Origin of the sequence: Sphingorhabdus buctiana (assembly GCF_042680825.1) — a bacterium.
In the GTDB taxonomy this organism is placed as follows: Bacteria; Pseudomonadota; Alphaproteobacteria; order Sphingomonadales; family Sphingomonadaceae; genus Sphingorhabdus_B; species Sphingorhabdus_B buctiana.
Map to the genome: position 1 here is coordinate 98,932 of NZ_JBHUEL010000011.1, position 20,508 is coordinate 119,439.

Below are 20,508 nucleotides of genomic sequence, written 5' to 3' on the forward strand. Positions count from 1 at the left end.
CGACGCCCAACGGCGCACCTATTTCCCGCTGGCGGGGGACCCAGCCGCAGCTACTGGCGCAGGAGCCGTCAGCGGTTGCGGGCCGTAACGGGCATTCCATTCCGCAATATCCACCTTGTACTTCTCAAAGGCGTTGAAGAAGTTGATGAACACCGCATCGAGATCTGCCAGCGCGCCAAATGAGTATTCAGGCAGCGCCGTCGAGGGAATGGCAAGGATTTCGCGCGATTTCGCTAGCGACCTGTCGCAGAATTCGGCCCGCACCGGGGGAAGCGCGAAGTAGTTGTAGAGGTCGGTCATCCGGGTGTCGCGAACGCGCAGGCCATTCTGCCCAGGGAAACGTTTCACATATTCGGAATCGACCGCTTTGTTGGTCTGCGCCAAACGGCTCTTGTGGACCTGAAGGTAGCGGTTGTAATTCTGGGCAATCTCGCCCCAGACCGGGCCTTGGCAGTTCAGCGCGGCAACGTTCAACCCCGAACGCAAGTGCCAGATATTCTCTTCGCGCGATAAACCACGATTGGGCGTGGTGCGAACACCATCAATGCCAAGCGGCGGAACTTTCATGGTGACCGCGGCTCCGCCCGGTGGAAGCGGCATTGGTGGAATGACGGGAGCAGGCGGGACGACAACCGGCTTTGGAGCAACAACAATCGGCTTGGGGGCCGGTGCACAGGCTGCGACAGCCAAGACCAGACCAGAAATTAGCGCTCCCCTCACCGTATTTTTCATATGCAAATCACTCCCGGCGACCAGATTATTCGATGCTGTCTGTCAACACGATTAACGGCAGGAAATAAAGTGTTCATCGTCGAACTGCACAAAGAAAAAGGCCCAGCGGTTTCCCGCCGGGCCTTTGTCCAAATGTTTGTGACGCTTATTCGCGGTTGCCAAGGAAGCTCAGCAGGAACTGGAACATGTTCACGAAATCGAGATACAGGTTCAGCGCTGCCATGATGGCAATCTTTCCAAGCGCTTCGTGGCCGCGATAATAGAAATACTCGCTCTTTATGCGCTGGGTGTCATAAGCGGTAAGCCCTGCGAAGATCAGGACGCCCAAGAAGCTGACCACCATCTGCAAGGTGCTCGATCCCAGGAAAATGTTGACGATCGAGGCAAGCAGCAAGCCGACAACGCCCATGATCAGGAAGCTGCCCCAACCGGTCAGGTCCTTCTTGGTGGTGTAACCCCAGAGGCTGAGCGACAGGAACGAAACCGCCGTCACGAAGAAGGTCGTGGCGATTGACTGGCCGGTATAGACAAGGAAAATCGTCGACATCGACAGGCCCATCACCGTGGCGAAGGCCCAGAACATCGCCTGCAATGCGCCGGTCGACAGCTTGTTGATGCCAAAGCTCATCACCATGATGAAGGCGAGCGGCGACAGGATGATCAACCACCGCAGTGGGGTTGCCATCACTTGTGCGGCCATACCGCTGTTTGCGAAGAGCAAAGCGACGATGCCGGTCAGCAACACGCCCGATGCCATGTAATTGTAAACCTTGAGCATGTGGGCACGCAGCCCGGCGTCGACTGCCGCGGAAGCAATCGGCTTGCCATCAATGGTAACGCCCGCGCCGGTTTGCGTTACCCGCGGATCAGACCATTCAGCCATTTCAAACGTCTCCTCAAAAAAGCGGCACCATAGCCGCCTAAGTCGGTAATATTGGATGAAATCGCTCCAATTTCAAGCGAAACCGGACTCGCCCTGGCCCGTTTTTTGCCAACAGCTTAGCAGTTGCATGGCCTCAACTGGTTGCGGGGCGGTATTTCGCGGCGTCGGTGGTAAATTCGGCATGGCCATAGTCTGCCAATTGCCGCCGCAAACGCGAAACCAGCATTTGGTCGGCGACCTCTCCGAGTACCGGCAGGCGCGAGGCGATCTTGTGGCCCAGCGTCTGGCCAAGGATCGCCGCCATCGTCGCAGCATAGAGTGCTTTGTCACGGCCATCGAGCGGCACACCAACCTGCGCTGCCGCAGCTTCGTCACCCTTCAGGAAGGTATTTACAAAAAAGACACGCGAAAAAGAACGTTCGAGCCGACGGAAGACACGACCGGGCAGCGAACGATCCTTGCTAAGCTCCGCCTCCATCGTTGCCCGGAGCAAGCCGCCACAAATTGCGTCATCATATTCATAGCGCAGCGTTGCACTGCGCGTGCACCAGATACGGACAATATCAGTCGGATTATCCGCGAGCAGGTCTTCGGGAAGCCCCAGCAGGTAACAGCGATAGCGTGCCAGTTCGACCTTTGCGCGTTCTTCGGGTGTAAATGTCGTCCGCCCCTGCCCCAGCACCTTTTCGGACATGAAATAGATCGGGATCAGTCCGGCAGGCATCTGGTCGAGTTGCGGGATCGGGATGCCATAAACCTTTGAATCCCACATGCCGGGCCGGGAAAGGACATTCACCCGCACCATCGAATGCATCAGCCGCACCATAGCCGCCGCCTTGAACCCGGGACCAAAGCGCTTCAGCGCACCAGGCAGCACCGTGGTTGTGAAGAATGTCGCTGTCTCTTTGACACGTTTCGCTGCAGTCGCATGGCTCAGCGTGCCAGTGAGCGCCATGGGCAGCGCCGAATATTTGTTGAGGAAGGTCGCGATGAATGCGCCGCGAATGGCGAAGGGTGAGATGTTTGCAGCCGAATTGCGCTCTGCTTTTGCGCCCTGCTCCACCAATCGCATGTCGAGCCAATCAGGAATGCGTTCCATCTCGGCGATGAGCGCGACCAGTTCGGCAGGTGCACCTTCTACCACTTCGACACCTTTGTCGCATGCTTCGATCAGCATATCGACCAGCCGGCGAAAGCCATATTGCGGAATAAGCGCGGCATAGGCATCACCAGTGATGTCGCCCAGCATGCTATATTCGCGGATGCGTGCAACGAGTTCGGTATCTGCCAGATATTCCGCGCGCTTTTTGCCTTTTACCTCAGACAATTCTGTGCGGTCATCTTGGCCGTCGGCAAAACGTTCAGGCGGAGTGTCGAAATTGATCTGGCCATACAGCGCAGGAAGCAGATCCGCTTGTGAACGCACCTTTGCGGCTATGGCGGCGATATCTGGCAAATTAATCCTCCTGCTCCTCTATGCCCGCGATGCTGTCAGCCGCTGTCGGTGAAAGCAATACCCGTTTAGGCCTTACTCCATGTCCTGCGCCAATCGCGTGGCAAGCGCGTGCGTCGCTGCCTCAACCTCGCGCCAGCAGGCCTCGAAATCAGCTATATCGCCATAATATGGGTCAGCGACCGCATCGCCCTCGCGCCCCGGCAAATGATCGAGCAACATCGACAGGCGGGCCGTGCCCGTTTGGGGCGCCAGAGCCTTCACATTTTGCAAATTGGAGCGATCCATCACGACGATATGGTCGAAGCGATGGAAATCATCATGAAGCACCTGGCGTGCGCGCAGCCTGCTGATGTCGATCCTGCCAAGCCGCTTGGCAACCTCTTGCGCACGGCGATCGGGCGGGTGGCCGACATGCCAATCGCCGGTTCCCGCGGAATCGACGATGACATCGAGCCCAATCCGTTCGGCATGGTACCGCAGCGCCGCCTCCGCCAGGGGCGAGCGGCAGATATTGCCGAGGCAGACCATTAACACCGAAATTGCCATCACCAATCCTTTACCCGCTTGCGCTTTGCATATCCTCTGCTAGCCCAAGGCCCGACTGAGAGACAAGAAGAGGAGAATGACGTTGAGCGCAACAAGCGATGGGGAGTCGATTGGAAACGCCAACGCCCAAGGGGAAAAGTCAGCTACCGGCTATAGCTGGTACGTCCTTTTTGTCCTTGTCATTGTTTACATCCTGAACTTCATCGACCGGCAGATCGTCAGCATCCTTGCGGTCGACATCAAGGCCGATCTCGGCCTGACCGATTCCGAAATGGGATTTCTGGGTGGCGCGGCATTTGCCGTTTTCTATGCCCTGTTCGGCATCCCACTGGGCCGGTTGGCGGATAACTGGAACCGCGTAAGACTGCTTTCGATAGGGCTGGCGCTTTGGTCGTTGATGACGGCGCTATCGGGCTTCGCACGCAACCAAGTCGAGCTGACTTTGGCGCGCATGGGCGTTGGCGTTGGTGAAGCGACCGCAAGTCCCACCGCTTATTCGCTGATTTCAGACTATTTCCCTAAGCGTCAGCGAGCGACGGCGCTCGCCATCTATTCGTCGGGCCTTTATCTTGGCGGTGGCGTATCGCTGTTTATCGGCGCGATGATCGTGCAGGCATGGAACGAAGCCTATCCGACAAATGCGCCTTTGGGGCTGGTCGGCTGGCAAGCGGCCTTCCTTGCCGTGGGCATTCCCGGCGTTTTGCTTGCGCTTTGGGTAGCGTCGCTTCGTGAGCCGGTTCGCGGTGCGATGGATGGCGTGGCAGCCGAAAGTTCGCCGACACCCTTCCGCGCCTTCGCCAAGGACCTGTCGATGATCGTGCCACCCTTCACCATCTGGGGCGCATGGAAACGTGGTCCGGCAGCTTTCCTGATCAACATCGCAACGGGCGCAGCCATCGCCGCATTCTCTTGGTGGATGATCAAATTGACGGGCAATTTGCCACAATGGTCGGCAGTCGGCTTTGGCTATTATGCCGTATTCTCATGGGCCTCGGCGCTGCGAGCGAGCGATCCAGCCACCTTCAAGCTGATCTGGGGTACGCCCGCCTTCATTTGCACCACACTGGGCTATGGCCTTGTCTCGCTCGCCGCGTACGCGCTGAGCTTCTGGTCCGCGCCTTATGCCGAAATCATCCTGAAACTTCCCAAGGCGGAATTGGCGTTCATTCTTGGAGCCAATGGCGCATTAAGCGGATTCCTTGGCGTCATCATCGGCGGGCGCATGGCCGATGCGCTGCGGATGAAGAATCCCGCTGGCCGCATCCTGATGATCATCCTCGGCGTAGTCGGTCCGATCATCCCGATCTGGATCGGCTATACAACTGAAGATGCAACGCTGTTCTACGTCATGAACTTTGTCGCCGGCATGTTGGGCGCGACTGCGCTGGGCGCCGCTGCGGCAACGACGCAGGATCTGGTTCTCCCCCGCATGCGCGGCACCGCAACGGCGGCCTTCTTCCTTGGCACCACGTTGGTCGGCCTGTCCTTCGGTCCCTATATGGTCGGGCAGATTTCTGACCTTGCCGGCACTATGGTTGATGGCAAGCTGGTCGGTGACCTGCGCTTTGGCATTTTGTCGCTCATTGGCGTCGCGCCGATTGCGCTCGGGCTGCTGATCGCAGCTTACCGCATGGTTCCGACTGCAGAACGCACCCTGGTCGAGCGTGCCCGCGAGGCTGGCGAGCCGGTTTAATCATACGGTTAAATTCCTGCTTGACGCTTGCGTAAACTTGCTGTTTCTGGCTGCCAGAACAGCATTAGGAGAATCCTGCCATGTCGCTCGATGCACTGCACCGCACCGTTTATAACGAAGATCATGAGGCCTTCCGCTCGACGGTCCGCCAGTTTGTTGCCAAAGAGATCGAGCCCAACGCAGATAAGTGGGATGCAAACGGCCTCGTCCCGCGCGAAGTTTGGCCCAAGGCTGGCGAGCTTGGCCTGCTGTGCCCGACAGTTCCCGAGGAATTTGGCGGGCTCGGCCTCGACTTCGGTTACAACGCGATCATCAACGAGGAATTCGGCTATAACACCGATGTCGCCACCGGCTTCTCGCTGCAGACTGATATCGTTGCCAACTATATCATCCAATATGGTTCTGAAGAGCAGAAGAAGCAGTGGCTGCCCAAGATGGTTTCGGGCGAAGTCATCACTGCGATTGCGATGACTGAACCGGGCACCGGTTCGGACCTCCAGGGCATGCGCACCACCGCGAAGAAGGATGGCAACCATTATGTCATCAACGGCGCCAAGACCTATATCACCAACGGCCAGAATGCTGACCTGATCCTCGTCTGCTGCAAGACCGATCCCGATGCGAACCCCGCCTATAAGGGCGTGTCGATCGTCCTCGTCGAAGCTGATCGCGAAGGCTTCAAGCGCGGCCGCAACCTCGACAAGATCGGCCTCGATGCCGCTGACACGTCAGAGCTTTTCTTCGAAGACGTACGCGTTCCGATCACCAACTGCCTTGGTCAGGAAGGCATGGGCTTCATCTACCTTATGACCGAGTTGCCGCAGGAACGCCTGTCGATCGCCATCGGCGCGCAGACGGCGGCCCAACGCAGCTTTGACCAGACCGTCGAGTTCGTGCGCGAGCGCAAGGCATTTGGCAAACCTATCCTCGATTTCCAGAACACACGTTTCGTGCTTGCTGACCTGAAGACCAAGCTACAGGTCGGCTGGGCGCATATCGATTGGGCACTGGCCCGCCATATGAAGAAAGAGCTGACCCCCGAAGAGGCCTCGGCTGCCAAGCTTTGGCACACCGAACTGCAGGGCGAAGTTGTCGACAAGTGCCTCCAGCTCCATGGCGGCGCTGGCTTCATGAACGAATATCCGATTGCCAAGCAGTTCCGTGGCGCGCGCGTGACCCGCATCTTTGGCGGCACGAGCGAGATCATGAAAGAACTGATCGGGCGCAAGCTCTAATGGCGAAACCCGAAGGGTGGCGGCTGAACCTGGCCGCCTACCCCATCATCCTTGAAAGCGACACGCGCTTTCAGGACATGGATATCAACGGGCATCTCAACAATGTGGCGTTCGCGTCGCTGTTCGAGAATGCCCGTGTCCAGCTGCACCGTAAGGCCCGGCCATGGGCCGACCGGCCGGATAACGAACGCACAATGGTCGCGTCGGTTGAAATCAATTATCTGCGCGAAGGTAACTTCCCCGCGCCTGTAACAATCGGCTCGGGCATTGGCCGCATCGGCAATTCAAGCTGGGTGGTCGTCCAGGCGATGTTCCAGAACGGTCAGTGCATCGGCACTTGCGACAGCGTGATAGTCTGTCGCACCGATAACGAGGCCAAGCTTCTGCGATCCGAACTCGTCGCTGAACTCGAAGAGATGATGGCCAAGCCTGCGGAATAAATTCTCCCCTCCCGCTTAAAGGAGGGGAATTTATAGTCAGTCCGCGAAATTTGGCTTTCGCTTCTGCATTTCGGACATCACCGCCTCCATCTGGTTTGGCGTGCGTATGACCTTCAACTGCTCATCGCTCTCCATCTGCAGCAACTCGGCATCGCTTGCAGTGGCCAGCGCGTTACACATGCGTTTCGCACCACGAATGGCGTGCGGGTTCTTGTTTGCGATCACCCGCGCCAATTCCATTGCCTTGGCATGCGGATCGTCCGAAACATGGGTGGCAAAACCCATTTCCTTGGCCTCTACGCCGTTGAATTCGCGATTGGTGTAGATCATTTCGCGCAGCACATCATCGGCCACCTGCGTGCGCCACAACGGCATGCCGCCAACATCGGGAACAAGACCCCATTTCATTTCCATGATCGCAATGCGCGTATCGGGATGAACAATGCGGATATCCGCCCCTGCCATGATCTGGCTGCCCGCCCCGAAAGCGACGCCATGCACAGCGGCGATCACCGGTACCGGCAATTCGCGCCAGCCATAAGCGGCATATTGCGCGTTGTTTGAAATGCCTTTCGTGCGATCGGCAAGGGTACCTCCAGCGCTGCTCGCACCCGGATCGCGTTCGCCTTGCAGGCTCGACAGGTCGAGGCCTGCGCAAAATGCGCGCCCCTCGCCAGACAGGACGACCACGCGCAGCCCCGGGGTTGCTTTCAATTGGTCAATCGCCTCGACCAGCGCATTCCATTGCGCACCATCAAGGGCGTTCATCTTATCAACACGGGTCATGCGGACATCGGCAATGCCATCTTCCAGCATGGTGATTGAAATACGGTCGTTCATGGCTTTCCTCTCCGTAAAGCTGCCTCAACCAAGGGCAGCTGATCATTGCCAAAATACATGTCGGTGCCGTCGACGAAGATCGAAGGCGATCCATAGCCGCCGCGCGCGATCACTTCTTCGGTGTTGGTGCGCAAGCGGGCTTTGACTTCGTCGCTTTGGGTAGCGGCCTTCAATGCCGCGCCATCCAGGCCAATGCTGTCGGCTACCGCCGCCAGCACATCGGCATCGTCCAGATTTTCCTGACGGCCAAAATAGCTTTCAAACGCCGCTTTGGAAAAACGACGAAGCGCATCCTTGTCGTCTTCGAGCGCACAGGCAAACCGCATGGCGTTCACACTCTTTGCCGGATGCCATTTGGAAGGGAAGTTCATCTCCACACCCGCCAGCGCGGCCCAATCATTGAGCACCTTCCAGCTATGCTTTAGCTTGCGATTGTCGGTCATCTCGCGCGCGGCATAGACCGATTGGTTCACGGCATTGAAAACACCGCCGACAAGAATGGGGCGCAACACCGCCTGCTCGCCCGTCCTTTGGAGCATCGGCCACAAATTGGTGAAGGCCAGATAGGTCCACGGGCTGGACAGGTCATAGAAAAATTCGACGCGTGCGCTCATTCTGCCGGGACCTCCTCCAACAAGGGCGCATTTTCCGCCTTTGCGTCAAAGTTAAGGAACACATCCTTGATCCATTCGGGAAATGGCATCGGGCGGTGGCTTTCCAGGTCAACAAAGACGCTGACCAGTTCCACCTCGGCGCGCAAATCATCCGATCCATCTTCGGTCGCTCCGTGAATTTCGACGACCTTTGTGATGCTGGTGCGCCCCATCTTGGTGGTGCGGCACATCACTTCGATCATCTCATCAGGGAAGATCGGCGCGTTCCACAGGACAGTCGCCTTCTTCACATGGAATTCGAGCGGTTCGTCCGGGTTGACCAGCCGCAAACCGCAGGCGCGCCAATATTCGGTTACCGCGACATCGGCATAATCGAGATAGCGTGCGTTGAAGACAACACCTTGCGCGTCGGTCTCTGCCCAGCGTACGCGGAGGGGATAGCGAAATGCGAAATCTTTCTTTGCCATGAAATTTCGATGGCGGAATGCAACCGATATGGCAAGTAGATTGCCGTTAACGTCAAGCAAGGGTAGGGATAAGCCATGATCAAACAAAAGCTGATGCTCGTCGCCCTACTTCTGTCCAGCGCGGCGGCGGCGCGCACGCCCATGCAATTTGACTCGAACACGAGCCTGTTGGAGGCGAAACAGGCTGCAGGCGAAATAACGAGCGAACAGATCGTCCGCGATTACCTCTCCAAAATTGCTGCAGTCGACGACTCGGGCCCCAAATTGAATGCCGTAATCGCGACTTTCCCCGATGCCATCGAACAGGCGCGCAAGCTGGATGCCGAGCGAGCACAAGGGCGAGTTCGCAGTCCGCTCCATGGCATTCCGGTATTGGTGAAGGATAATATCGAGGTCGCAGGCCCGGTTGCCACCACAGCCGGCTCGCTGGCGCTGAAGGACAATATCAACATTCATGACGCCCCGATCATAGCCCGCTTGCGCGAAGCGGGGGCGGTGATCCTCGGCAAGACCAATTTGAGCGAGTGGGCCAATATCCGGTCGAGCGATTCGACCAGCGGCTGGAGTGCGGTTGGTGGATTGACCCGGAACCCTCATATTCTTGATCGCAATACTTGCGGCTCATCCGCAGGAAGCGGCGCTGCGGCCGCAGCGGATCTTGCCCCGCTCACAATCGGCACGGAAACCGACGGCTCTATCGTTTGCCCTTCATCGATCAATGGCATTGTCGGGTTCAAGCCGACGGTCGGATTGGTCAGCCGCAGCCGCATCATCCCGATTTCGCACAGCCAGGATACCGCCGGCCCGATGACCAAATCGGTCCGCGAAGCAGCCTTGATGTTGACGGTGATGGCAGGCAGCGATCCGGCCGATCCCGCCACTGCGGAAGCGGACAATAAGCGGACCAACTATTCCGAGTACCTGCGCCGCGAAGCCCTGCAAGGGATGCGCCTTGGCGTGATGCGCGATCGTGTGGGCAACAATGCAAAGATCAAGGCGCAGTTCGATGCCGCGCTGGAGAAGATGAAGGCCGCAGGTGCCGAAATCGTCGAGATTGCAGACACCCGCAAAGGACTGGACGGCCTAGGCGAAGCCGAGTTCGAAATCTTGATGACCGAGTTCAAGGCAGGCCTGAATGCCTATCTGGCAAAAGCGCCGAGCAGCGTCAAAACCCGCACACTTGCTGAAGTGATTGCCTTCAACAAGGCTGAGGCTGGGGAATTACGCTGGTTCGGGCAGGACCTGTTCGATCTGGCTCAATCAAAAGGCGGGCTTGATGATCCAAAATATCTGGAGGCAGTTGCAAAGGCAAAGCGCCTCGCCGGGCCCGAAGGCATCGACAGACTGCTGCGTGAGAATGATGTGCAACTGCTGGTTGCGCCGACGGCGGGAACCGCCTGGAAGAGCGATCTCGTCAACGGCGATCAATATGCCGGGCCAAGTGCCAGCCAATTGCCCGCGGTCGCCGGCTATCCGCACCTGACGGTGCCTATGAGCGCAATCGAGGGTTTGCCAATTGGCATCAGTTTCATCGGCACCGCATGGGATGACGCGCGTGTACTCGGCGCAGGCTATGCCTTTGAACAGGCGACCTACGCCCGGATCGATCCGGCATTCAAACAGAGCATTGAAATGACGCAGCCTTGATCCTCCTCCCGCAAGCAGGAGGGGATCGGCTTAAATCGCCTTTGCTTGTGTCGGCGTATTCACGCCCATAGATTGCAGGTAGCGTTTGATGTTGCGCGCGGCCTGACGCAGGCGGTGCTCATTTTCGACCATCGCAATGCGGACATAGCCTTCACCATCCTCGCCATAGCCAACGCCGGGAGCGACCGCGACCTTGGCCTCGGTGAGCAGCTGCTTCGAAAATTCGAGGCTGCCGAGATGCGCTAATGCAGGGGGTAGTGGTGCCCAAGCGAACATCGAAGCGCGCGGTGCGGGGATATCCCAACCAGCGCGGCCAAAGGCCTCCACCAGCACATCGCGGCGCTTATGATACAGCTCGCGGTTCTTCTCGACGATATCTTGCGGGCCGTTGAGCGCGGCGCATGCCGCAGCCTGGATGGGCGTAAAGGCGCCATAATCGAGATAGCTTTTGACGCGGGTCATCGCCGCAATCAGCTGCTTGTTGCCCACGGCAAAGCCGATGCGCCAGCCAGCCATCGAATAGGTTTTCGACAGCGAGGTGAATTCGATCGCGACATCCTTCGCACCCTTCACCTGCAGGATCGAAACAGTCGGTTTGCCATCAAAATAAAGCTCCGAATAGGCAAGGTCGGAAAGCACCCAGACCTTGTTCTCCTTGGCCCAGGCAACAAGCCGCTCATAGAAAGCGAGGTCGACCGTTTCAGCGGTCGGGTTCGACGGGTAATTGACCACGAGGATCGACGGGCGCGGCACGGTAAAGGCCATCGCACGGTCGAGAGCGCGGAAATAATTCTCGTCGGGAGTGGTTGGAACGCTGCGGATCGTCGCACCAGCGATAATGAATCCAAAGGTATGGATCGGATAGCTCGGATTGGGTGCGAGCACGACATCACCGGGCGCGGTGATCGCGGTGGCGAGGCTGGCCAGCCCCTCCTTCGACCCCATTGTGACGACAACTTCGGTTTCCGGATCGACATCGACACCAAAGCGGCGGCCATAATAATTGGCTTGTGCCTTGCGAAGACCCGGAATCCCTTTCGATGCCGAATAGCCATGAGCATCGGGTTTCTGTGCCACTTCGACCAGCTTGTCGATGACATGCTGCGGCGGTGGCAGGTCTGGATTGCCCATGCCAAGGTCGATGATGTCCTCCCCCGCTGCACGGGCGGCCGCTCGCATCGCATTGACTTCAGCGATGACATAGGGCGGCAAGCGCTTCATGCGGTAGAATTCTTCGGACATCGGACTCCAGCGGCTCCTTGTAATAAATGGGTCAGAGAGCCGCCCTCATGCGCGATGTTTCACCGATTTGCCAGAAAAACCGGCCTAGCGCGGTCGGTTACCCTTGGTCTTGTGCTTCACGCCATGCTTTGAAGGGGCCTTGTCCTTGCGGAAAGGGCGTTTGCCTTCGCCTGACGGACCGTCTCCGCGCGAGCCTTGAAAGGGGCGTGGAGCATGACGCGGCGTTGCTTCATTTCCCCGGCCCTTGCGCTTGTTCTCACGCGCAGCCTGACGCGGCGGACCCTCAGCCTCGATGATTTCGACGTCATTGTCTTCGTCATGCCCTCGTTGGGCGACAGCCTTGGCAAAATGCCTTGCCGCAGCAGCCGATATACCGACAAAAGTTTCATCGGCGGCAATACGGATCGCGCCAATATCATTGCGCGTGACTCCACCTCGGCGGCAGAGCAGCGGCAAAAGCCATTTCGGATCGGCATTGTTGCGGCGACCAATGTTGAGCTTGAACCAGACGGAATCATCGAATCCTGCACGGCGATTGTCCGGCATCCGTTCGCCGCTGCCATTATCGAGCAGCTCTTCAGGCGCTGGCATTTTGGCGCGATGGGCACGGACGAGCGCTGCGGCCACATCCTCGGCACTCATCGTCTCAAGTAAGCGAGCGCCAAGGGCGCGGTCTTCTTCTTCGACCTCGACTGGGGCCAATAGCATTTCAAGCAGGCGTTCATGGTCCTTGGCCCGGATGTCTTCCGCGGTCGGAACCTTGATCCATTCCGCCTCGATCCGCGCACCACGCAGCATCGATTCGACCCGCTTGCGGCGCTGGTAAGGAACCACAAGCACAGCCGTGCCCTTCTTACCCGCCCGGCCAGTACGGCCTGAACGGTGTTGCAATCCTTCGGCATCGCGTGGCAATTCGACGTGGATCACAAGCGACAAGTTCGGAAGGTCGATACCGCGAGCGGCAACGTCGGTCGCGACGCAGACGCGGGCGCGGCGGTCCCGCAGCGCCTGCAATGCCTGATTGCGTTCGCTCTGGCTATGCTCACCCGACAACGCCACCGCATTAAAGCCGCGATTGGTCAGTTTGGAGTAAAGGTGACGGACGCTCTCACGCGTCGCACAAAACAGGATCGCCGTTTCGGCTTCATGCAGACGGAGGAGGTTGACCACTGCGTTTTCAATGTCTGGCGGGGCAACGGTGACGACCTGATAGCTAATGTCTCCATGCCCGCGATCTTCACCGACAGTCGAAATGCGCAGTGCATCATGCTGGTAGCGTTTTGCGAGCGCGACAATCGACTTTGGCATCGTGGCCGAGAACAGCAAGGTGCGGCGGCCTTCGGGTGTCGCGTTGAGGATATCTTCCAGCTCTTCACGGAAGCCCATGTCGAGCATCTCGTCCGCCTCATCGAGCACTGCGACTTTCAGCGCGGACAGGTTCAGTGCGCCGCGCTCGAGATGGTCACGCAGACGCCCCGGCGTGCCGACCACGATTTGCGGCCCGGTTTGCAGGTTGCGGCGTTCCTTCGATGCATCCATTCCGCCGACACAAGTGGCAATGCGCACACCTGCCTTGCCATACAGCCACATCAATTCGCGACTGACCTGAAGCGCCAATTCTCGGGTGGGGGCGATAATCAACGCCGCGGGATCGCGCGCAAGGCTGACCAGCCCGCCATCGAGAATCTGCGGTGCCATTGCGAGGCCAAAGGCAACGGTCTTTCCGGAGCCGGTTTGCGCCGAAACGATCAGGTCGCGGCCATCGGCTTCTTCGGCGATTACAGCAGTTTGCACGGGGGTAAGCGCGGTATAGCCGCGCGCGGTAAGCGCTTCGCCAAGAAGCGCGGGTAGGTTTTCAAATGTCATTGGGGTTCCAGTTATCAAACCGCCTTATGCGCCAGTTTTTATCGAATGTCCATGTTGCACTGCACAATAAATAGTTGTTTCGTCAATTTGCCGGCTTGGGTTATGCATCATGCATGGCCGATTCACCCAACATCCCGCCCATTATGGACCCCGAACAGCTTGCAAAAATGGCAGAAAGTTTCGGTGCGGGTGCGGCGGACCCTTTGAGCGCCTATAAACATGCGCTCAATGCCTGGGGTGAAGTGCTCGCTCCGCTTGCAAAAGCCGGTCATGCCAAGGTCAATCCGAAGGATCGCCGCTTTGCAGCGCCGCAATGGGAACATCCGGTTTTCGACCTGATGCGGCAGGGCTATCAGCTGATGTCGGACTATATGATCGGCGCGGCGCACGAAATGGAGCATCTGTCGAAAGCGGACAAAGCGAAACTTGAATTTGCCGTGCGCACCGTGGTCGAGGCTATGAGCCCCGCCAATTCGCCGCTCACCAATCCGGTCGCGCTCGAAAAAGCAATCGAGACCAAAGGCCAAAGCCTGATGACCGGCGTCAGCCATATGCTGGCCGACATGCAGCGCGGGCAATTGACCCACACCGATCCGCAAGCGTTCCGGCTGGGCGAAAATATCGCCTGCACCCCCGGCAAGGTGGTGCACCAGACCCCGCTATACCAACTGCTGCAATATACGCCGTCGACCGAGAAGGTGTTCGAAACCCCGCTCGTTATCTTCCCGCCTTGGATCAATCGTTTCTACATTCTCGACCTGACGGCGGAGAAAAGCTTCATCAAATGGTGTGTCGACCAAGGCATCACCGTATTCGTCGTTTCGTGGAAATCGGCCGATGCCTCAATGCGCGACGTGATCTGGGACGATTATATCGCGGCGCAGATCGATGCGATTGACACCATTCGCGATGCATTGGACGTCGATAGCGTGCACGCCATTGGCTATTGCGTTGCGGGCACCACCCTAGCCGCGACGCTGGCAATCCTTGCTGCGCGCGGCGAGGCGGATAAGGTTAAAAGCGCGACCTTCTTCACGGCACAGGTCGATTTTACGCGCGGCGGCGAACTGCTCAACTTCATCGATGAGCATCAATTGAAGATGATCGAATCGCTCGCGTCACAGCAGGGTTTTCTCGATGGGCGCTATCTCGCGCTCACCTTCAACCTGCTGCGTGGAAACGACCTCATTTGGTCGACGATTAACAAGCATTACCTGCTAGGCGAGGAATATCCGGCGTTCGACCTGTTGCACTGGAATGGCGACGTTACCAACCTGCCCGCGAAATGGCACAAGGATTATCTGTGCGACCTTTACCGCGACAACAAGCTGGTCGAACCAGGTGTGCTATCCGCGCTCGGCACGCCCATTGACCTGCGCAAGGTGACGACGCCAACATATGTCCAGGCTGGGCGCGAAGATCATATCGCCCCTGCCGCCAGCGTCTGGAAAATCCGCGACCATTTCAATGGGCCGGTGCGTTTCGTGCTCGCAGGCAGCGGCCACATAGCAGGCGTCGTAAACCCGCCGGCGCAGGGTAAATATCAATATTGGCTCAACGAAGACCCCAAGGTTTCCAGCCTCGACGAATATATCGAGGGCGCGACCGAAACCAAGGGCAGCTGGTGGCCCGATTGGCTGAGCTGGCTATCCACCCAGTCGCCCAAGCAGGTTACAGCAAAAGGCGCACGGCAGCCCGGACAGGGCAAGCTGAAAGCGCTTGAAGAAGCCCCGGGAAGCTATGTGAAAACGCGCTGAGGATTCAAACGCACAAACAGGAAAGCGACCGCAGCAAGCACGTAGGAGACGACTGCGCCCGCCTGGAACAGCGAATAGCTGCCGGTCCAGTCGTGAATCTTACCGAACAGCAGCACGCCGCACAGCGTTCCCATCCATCCGGCGACCTGGGTCCAGCCATAAATCGAACCATAGCGATCAAGGCCGAAACGGCTGGCCACGAAATATGCGACCAGGTCAATTTCCGCACCCTGCTGCACCCCGATTGCGGCGACAGCCAACAAGGCGGCCGCATAATGGTTCTGCGTCTGCCACAATATGATGCAGCCGATCGCGGGAACGAGCGTAAAAAAGAAGGCCGTGCGCTGCGGATGCACGCGATCGAGCAACCACCCGCAAGCCAGTCGACCGAAAAACTGCCCGGCAGCATAGGCCGAAATCCCGAACGCGGCTTGGGCCAAGGTCAGTCCCTCTTCAAGCATCATCGGCGCCATTTGGCTCAGCATCCCGGATGTCGGGATGTTGATGCCGACATAGCTGGCGGCAATCAGCCAGAACGCGCCGCTGCGCCAGAAAGGATCAGGCCCTACCTCTGCAATGCGTCTGGCCTCTTCATGGTCGGGAACTTGGGCTGGTGCGTCCTGCACCAGAAACAGGATCGACGGCAGGCCGATTAGCAGGGCGAGCGCGGCAAGCATGAAATAGCCGGTTCGCCAACCTTCAAGCGTGATGACACGCTCAAGCAGTGGCGGAAGGAAGATGGCCGCGAGCGAAATGCCGGTAGCCGAAAAAGCCAGCGCAAGGCCGCGTTGCTGGAAAAACCAGCCATTTACTGCACGGGTGTAGGAAATCGAGGTCGTCGCAACACCAATCAACCCAGTGGCAAAAACCATCGCTCCAAAAAGTGCCGGGATTACCGGGGATAGGCCGACCACCAGATATAGCAGGGCAATTGCGACCATACCGCCTGCCCAAATCCGGCGGCAACCATAACGATCCATCGCCCATCCAGCGAGCGGGGCAGCGAGCGAGCCAATGCCGACTATGGCCTGAAGCTGGGAAAACTCGCCCAATGTCCAGCCGGTTTCCTTTTGCAGATGCGGAATGAAAAGACTGAAGACAAAATAGAGCAGGTTAACCCCGGTCGCTGCCGCAAGTGCCGCGCCCAGAACGGTCCGCCAACCGCGCCGCCATTCCTCCATTATTGTCCTCTCCAAAGACAAAATCCTCGCGCGCACCATGTTGGTAAAAAGCATGCTCGTCAATTGACGTTTACGTAAACGTCCGGTAATTCGACCCGCAGTCGGAAACGGTGCGAGTCGGCTCGCCTTGCGAGATCGTGCGCGCTAAACTGCCGCCAATTGAGGAGAGCTGACATGGATATGGAATTCACTGCCGAAGACCTCGCTTTCCGCGACGAGGTCCGGACATTCATTGCTGAAAATTACCCGCAGGAACTGCGCGGCAAGCAAGACGAAGGTGACGAACTGGGCAAGGAAGATTTCCTCGCCTGGCATCGCATCCTGCACAAGAAAGGCTGGGTCGCCCCGGCATGGCCCGTCGAATATGGCGGCACCGGCTGGACGCCGACGCAGCGCTATATCTGGTCGGAAGAAACCGCACGTGCGGATTGTATCCGCCTGATGCCGTTCGGCCTCTCGATGGTTGGCCCCGTTATCTACACCTTCGGCACGCCGGAACAGAAAGCCAAATTCCTTCCCCGCATTCTTTCGGGTGAGGATTGGTGGTGCCAGGGCTATTCGGAACCCGGCTCGGGCTCCGACCTTGCTTCGTTGCGTACAAAGGCAGTGCGTGATGGCGACCATTATGTTGTCAACGGCCAGAAGACCTGGACGACGATGGCGCAGCATGCCGATTGGGGCTTCTTCCTCGTCCGCACCGATCCCGACGCAAAGCAGCAGGAAGGCATCAGCTTCCTCCTCATTGACATGAAGACCCCGGGCATCACCGTACGCCCCATCATCACCCTGGGTGGTGAGCATGAGGTCAACGAAGTCTGGCTCGAAGACGTCCGCGTGCCGGTTGAAAATCGCGTCTATGAAGAAAATAAGGGTTGGACCTGCGCCAAGTTCCTGCTTGCGCACGAACGCACCGGCATTGCCGGCGTTGCCGCTTCAAAGCGTGGCATCGAACGCATCAAGGATATTGCCCGTTCCGAAATGGACGGCGATCGCCCGCTGCTCGCCAACCCCTTCTTCAAGCGCAAGGTTGCCGAGTTGCAAACCGACCTGACTGCGCTCGAATTCACCGAGTTGCGCAGCCTTGCGGGTGAAGCCGCTGGCCGCGGCCCCGGACCGGAATCGAGCCTGCTCAAGATCAAGGGTTCGGAAATCCAGCAGCGCATCACCGAACTCGCACTCGAAGCAGTCGGCCATTATGGCGCGCCTTATTTCCGCGGCTTTGGTGAAGGCGATAACGAGCACCCGATCGGCCCGGATTATGCGCACCGCACTGCGCCGAGCTATTTCAACATGCGCAAGACCACCATTTATGGCGGATCCAACGAGATCCAGCACAATATCATCGCCAAGATGGTTCTGGGTCTTTGAGAGGATAAGCAGAAATGGATTTTACCTATAACGAAACCCAGGGGATGATCCGCGACACGCTCGCGCGCTTTCTGGCCGACACCTATGATTTCGATACCCGCCAAAAAATGATCGCGACCGATGCCGGCCGCGACCCGGGCATCTGGAACGCGCTTGCCAATGAACTGGGCCTTTTGGGCGCAGCTTTTGGCGAAGAATACGGCGGTCTTGGTGGCGGCGCGCTCGAAAACGGATTGCTGATGGAAGAATTCGGCAAGGTCATCGCGATCGAGCCTTATCTGCAAACCGTCGTCATCGGTGGCGGTGCGCTGAAGGCTGTCGGCGGTGCGCAAGCTGCGGCGCATATCCCGGGCATCATTTCGGGCGAAACCATCATCGCCTTTGCTTATGCCGAACCGCAGGGCCGCTATGACCTTGCCAACATCCGCACCACGGCCAAGGCCGATGGCAGCGGTTATGTGCTCAACGGCCATAAGGGCGTGGTATATTGCGCGCCTTGGGCAACGCACCTCCTCGTCACGGCCCGCACCGGCGGTTCGACACGTGAGCGCAACGGCGTTGAGCTGTTCCTCGTCGATGCCAACCTGCCCGGTATCACCCGCCGCGATTATCCGACCGTTGACGGCAACCGCGCCTCGGAAGTCTATTTCGAAAATGTTGCGATCCCGGGCGACGCGCTGCTCGCAGGCGGAATGGACCTGATCGAAAAGGTCGTTGACGAAGCGACCGTCGCTGTCTGCGCCGAAGCCACTGGCGTGATGGCAAAGCTGCACGAAGGTACGCTCGAATATTCGAAACAGCGCCAGCAGTTCGGCCAGCCGATTGCCCGCTTCCAGGTGCTGCAGCACCGCATGGTCGACATGTTCATGGAAGTTGAGCAAGCTAAGTCGATGACAACCTATGCAACGCTGCACCTCGACAAGCCGGCCATCGAGCGCATGGCCGCTGTCTCGCAGTGCAAGGCAAAGGTTTCGCGCGGCGCGAAGTTCGTTGGCCAGAATGCCATCCAGACGCATGGCGGCATCGGCATCACGCAGGAACTGGCCATCGGCCACTATTTCAAACGTGCGACGATGATCGAAGGCCAGTTCGGTTCTGCCGATTACCATTATGATCGCTTTGAACGGCTCGTGATCGACGAAGCCGCTTAAGAGACGCATCACCTAAACCGCCCCCGGAAAATCCCGGGGGCGGATTTTGCACCAATCCGCTGTAACAGGCGGATTTTATTTTTTGTGCACTGCACAATTTTACATTGACTTCGCTTGCCCAAACCATTATTGTGCACTGCAACAAAACGGAAATGGTGCAGTAAAAATGGCAAGCAAAGCTGAAACGACCGTAGCCAAGGCCCGCAAGACTGCGGCTCCCAAAGCTGCGCCCGCAAAGCCGGTTGCTGCTGCCAAAGCCAGCCCGAAAAAGGCTGAGCAATTGGTAACCCGCATCGTCTCTGTTGATGAGAAACCCCTCTCCGAAGGAGTGAAGAAAATGACTGAAACCGTAGAAAAGACCGCCAAGGAAGCACAGGCAAAGGCCGTGGATTTCTTCGCTGACGTTCGCGAAAAGGCAACCGAAGCTGCTGAAAAGGGCAAGAAGTTCGCCGCAGAAGCAACCGAATTCAACAAGGCCAATCTCGAAGCACTGGTTGAAGCCGGCAAGATCGCAGCCAAGGGCGCGCAGGATCTGGGCAAGACCAACCTCGAATATGCCAAGAAGAATTTCGAAGAAGTTCAGGCTGCTGTGAAGGAAGTCACCTCGGTGAAGAACCCGACCGACTTCGTGAAGCTGCAGGGCGAATGGATGCGCAAGGGCTTTGACACTGCTGTTGCGCAGGGTTCGAAGAACACCGAAGCTCTTGTGAAGCTTGCCAACGACATGTTCCAGCCGATCTCGAACCGTTTCGCGGTCGCATCTGACTTTTTCAAGAAGGCTGCATAAGCCCTCCTGGAAGATTGCGCCGGTGCGTTAGAGCACCTGCCCCCTCTCTCTCCTCTCCTCCCTGGAGGCAGGAAACCAGACGAACCGGCGCATTTTAAAAGAGCCGTCCTTTCCCAGCGAAAGGGCGGCTTTTTGCTGCGCGCCATCAACCTGCGGTAGAAATGCGATACCGGGGGTCAGATTTACCATTAACAGCACTTGCGAAAGCCCCCTCCCTTACCCTATTTTCAATATATGGTGCTGGACAACAAAACCCCGCTGCGCATTCATGCAGGCCCCGATGGAGATCGCGATGACACGCGTGGACCCGGTGTCGGGCTGGCTACGCGCACGCGCCCCAAGACCAAGAAGCCCAGCCAGTACAAGGTGCTGCTGCTCAACGACGACTACACCCCGATGGAATTCGTCGTCCATGTACTGAAGGCGTTTTTCCAGATGGATACCGAGCAAGCCACCAGGGTAATGCTGCATGTGCATCAAAAGGGCGTCGGCGTGTGCGGAATATTCACCTATGAAGTCGCCGAAACCAAGGTGAACCAGGTGATGGACTTCGCGAAGAAGCACCAGCACCCGCTTCAATGCACACTCGAAAAGGCTTGAGCG

Annotated in this window: 19 protein-coding genes; 9 read left to right on the plus strand and 10 right to left on the minus strand. The window is 58.1% G+C overall.

Annotated features, from left to right (window positions below; genetic code table 11):
• Positions 1-18: 18 nt before the first annotated feature.
• From ACFSAG_RS13010 to ACFSAG_RS13025, 4 genes are all read right to left on the minus strand, one after another.
• Positions 19-732: a hypothetical protein gene (locus ACFSAG_RS13010; RefSeq protein WP_381515569.1), complete on the minus strand. Its 714-nt coding sequence runs from the start codon at positions 730-732 to the stop codon at positions 19-21.
• A gap of 145 nt (positions 733-877) precedes the next feature.
• Positions 878-1,615: a Bax inhibitor-1/YccA family protein gene (locus ACFSAG_RS13015; RefSeq protein WP_374612664.1), complete on the minus strand. Its 738-nt coding sequence runs from the start codon at positions 1,613-1,615 to the stop codon at positions 878-880.
• Positions 1,616-1,748: 133 nt separating this feature from the next.
• The gene (locus ACFSAG_RS13020; protein WP_381515573.1) at positions 1,749-3,071 is read right to left on the minus strand and encodes an oxygenase MpaB family protein; all 1,323 of its coding nucleotides are present in this window, start codon (positions 3,069-3,071) and stop codon (positions 1,749-1,751) included.
• A 72-nt stretch (positions 3,072-3,143) separates the two neighbouring features.
• Positions 3,144-3,617, minus strand: a complete 474-nt coding sequence (locus ACFSAG_RS13025) for a low molecular weight protein-tyrosine-phosphatase (protein ID WP_374612667.1) — start codon at positions 3,615-3,617, stop codon at positions 3,144-3,146.
• A 76-nt stretch (positions 3,618-3,693) separates the two neighbouring features.
• Here ACFSAG_RS13025 and ACFSAG_RS13030 point away from each other — a divergent pair, with 76 nt between their 5' ends.
• The 3 genes from ACFSAG_RS13030 (at position 3,694) to ACFSAG_RS13040 (ending at position 6,985) form a co-directional block, all read left to right on the plus strand.
• Positions 3,694-5,310: a spinster family MFS transporter gene (locus tag ACFSAG_RS13030; protein WP_465270198.1), complete on the plus strand. Its 1,617-nt coding sequence runs from the start codon at positions 3,694-3,696 to the stop codon at positions 5,308-5,310.
• 80 nt (positions 5,311-5,390) lie between these two features.
• Positions 5,391-6,545: an acyl-CoA dehydrogenase family protein gene (locus tag ACFSAG_RS13035; RefSeq protein WP_381515578.1), complete on the plus strand. Its 1,155-nt coding sequence runs from the start codon at positions 5,391-5,393 to the stop codon at positions 6,543-6,545.
• Positions 6,545-6,985, plus strand: coding sequence for an acyl-CoA thioesterase (locus tag ACFSAG_RS13040; protein WP_381515581.1), 441 nt, complete (start codon positions 6,545-6,547; stop codon positions 6,983-6,985). The genes ACFSAG_RS13035 and ACFSAG_RS13040 overlap by 1 nt, the downstream gene beginning before the upstream one ends.
• A 36-nt stretch (positions 6,986-7,021) precedes the next feature.
• Here ACFSAG_RS13040 and ACFSAG_RS13045 read toward each other — a convergent pair whose 3' ends face one another.
• From ACFSAG_RS13045 to ACFSAG_RS13055, 3 genes are read right to left on the minus strand one after another with little or no spacing between them, the layout of a single operon-like run.
• A complete protein-coding gene (locus ACFSAG_RS13045) occupies positions 7,022-7,825 on the minus strand; it encodes a crotonase/enoyl-CoA hydratase family protein (RefSeq protein WP_374612674.1) in 804 nt (267 codons plus the stop codon).
• Positions 7,822-8,439, minus strand: coding sequence for a 2-hydroxychromene-2-carboxylate isomerase (locus ACFSAG_RS13050; RefSeq protein ID WP_381515584.1), 618 nt, complete (start codon positions 8,437-8,439; stop codon positions 7,822-7,824). The genes ACFSAG_RS13045 and ACFSAG_RS13050 overlap by 4 nt, the downstream gene beginning before the upstream one ends.
• On the minus strand, positions 8,436-8,906 hold the full coding sequence (locus tag ACFSAG_RS13055; RefSeq protein ID WP_374612680.1) for an acyl-CoA thioesterase: 471 nt from the start codon (positions 8,904-8,906) through the stop codon (positions 8,436-8,438). Before ACFSAG_RS13055 ends, ACFSAG_RS13050 begins: the two co-directional genes overlap by 4 nt.
• A gap of 75 nt (positions 8,907-8,981) precedes the next feature.
• Here ACFSAG_RS13055 and ACFSAG_RS13060 point away from each other — a divergent pair, with 75 nt between their 5' ends.
• A complete protein-coding gene (locus ACFSAG_RS13060; protein ID WP_381515587.1) occupies positions 8,982-10,553 on the plus strand; it encodes an amidase in 1,572 nt (523 codons plus the stop codon).
• Between the two features lie 30 nt (positions 10,554-10,583).
• Here the strand turns inward: ACFSAG_RS13060 and ACFSAG_RS13065 are convergent, their stop codons facing one another.
• On the minus strand, positions 10,584-11,795 hold the full coding sequence (locus ACFSAG_RS13065; RefSeq protein ID WP_374612683.1) for an LL-diaminopimelate aminotransferase: 1,212 nt from the start codon (positions 11,793-11,795) through the stop codon (positions 10,584-10,586).
• A gap of 84 nt (positions 11,796-11,879) precedes the next feature.
• A complete protein-coding gene (locus ACFSAG_RS13070; RefSeq protein WP_381515588.1) occupies positions 11,880-13,661 on the minus strand; it encodes a DEAD/DEAH box helicase in 1,782 nt (593 codons plus the stop codon).
• Positions 13,662-13,756: 95 nt separating this feature from the next.
• Between ACFSAG_RS13070 and ACFSAG_RS13075 the strand changes: the two genes are divergently transcribed.
• Positions 13,757-15,418, plus strand: coding sequence for a PHA/PHB synthase family protein (locus tag ACFSAG_RS13075; RefSeq protein WP_381515592.1), 1,662 nt, complete (start codon positions 13,757-13,759; stop codon positions 15,416-15,418).
• Here ACFSAG_RS13075 and ACFSAG_RS13080 read toward each other — a convergent pair.
• Positions 15,400-16,599 carry an MFS transporter gene (locus ACFSAG_RS13080; protein WP_381515596.1) on the minus strand — a complete coding sequence of 400 codons (1,200 nt, stop codon included), beginning with the start codon at positions 16,597-16,599 and terminating at the stop codon, positions 15,400-15,402. The genes ACFSAG_RS13075 and ACFSAG_RS13080 overlap by 19 nt on opposite strands.
• Before the next feature lie 174 nt (positions 16,600-16,773).
• On the opposite strand from ACFSAG_RS13080, the gene ACFSAG_RS13085 reads away from it, so the two are divergent.
• The 4 genes from ACFSAG_RS13085 to clpS all read left to right on the plus strand — a co-directional run bounded on the left by ACFSAG_RS13085 (position 16,774) and on the right by clpS (position 20,505).
• Complete coding sequence (locus tag ACFSAG_RS13085) at positions 16,774-17,967, plus strand: acyl-CoA dehydrogenase family protein (RefSeq protein WP_374612690.1); 1,194 nt, start codon at positions 16,774-16,776, stop codon at positions 17,965-17,967.
• A gap of 14 nt (positions 17,968-17,981) precedes the next feature.
• Positions 17,982-19,118, plus strand: a complete 1,137-nt coding sequence (locus ACFSAG_RS13090) for an acyl-CoA dehydrogenase family protein (RefSeq protein WP_374612692.1) — start codon at positions 17,982-17,984, stop codon at positions 19,116-19,118.
• A gap of 166 nt (positions 19,119-19,284) precedes the next feature.
• Positions 19,285-19,905 carry a phasin family protein gene (locus ACFSAG_RS13095; protein WP_381515601.1) on the plus strand — a complete coding sequence of 207 codons (621 nt, stop codon included), beginning with the start codon at positions 19,285-19,287 and terminating at the stop codon, positions 19,903-19,905.
• A 234-nt stretch (positions 19,906-20,139) separates the two neighbouring features.
• Positions 20,140-20,505 (plus strand): ATP-dependent Clp protease adapter ClpS, encoded by a 366-nt coding sequence (gene clpS, locus ACFSAG_RS13100; protein WP_381515604.1) that lies wholly within the window; start codon positions 20,140-20,142, stop codon positions 20,503-20,505.
• The last annotated feature ends 3 nt before the right edge of the window (positions 20,506-20,508 follow it).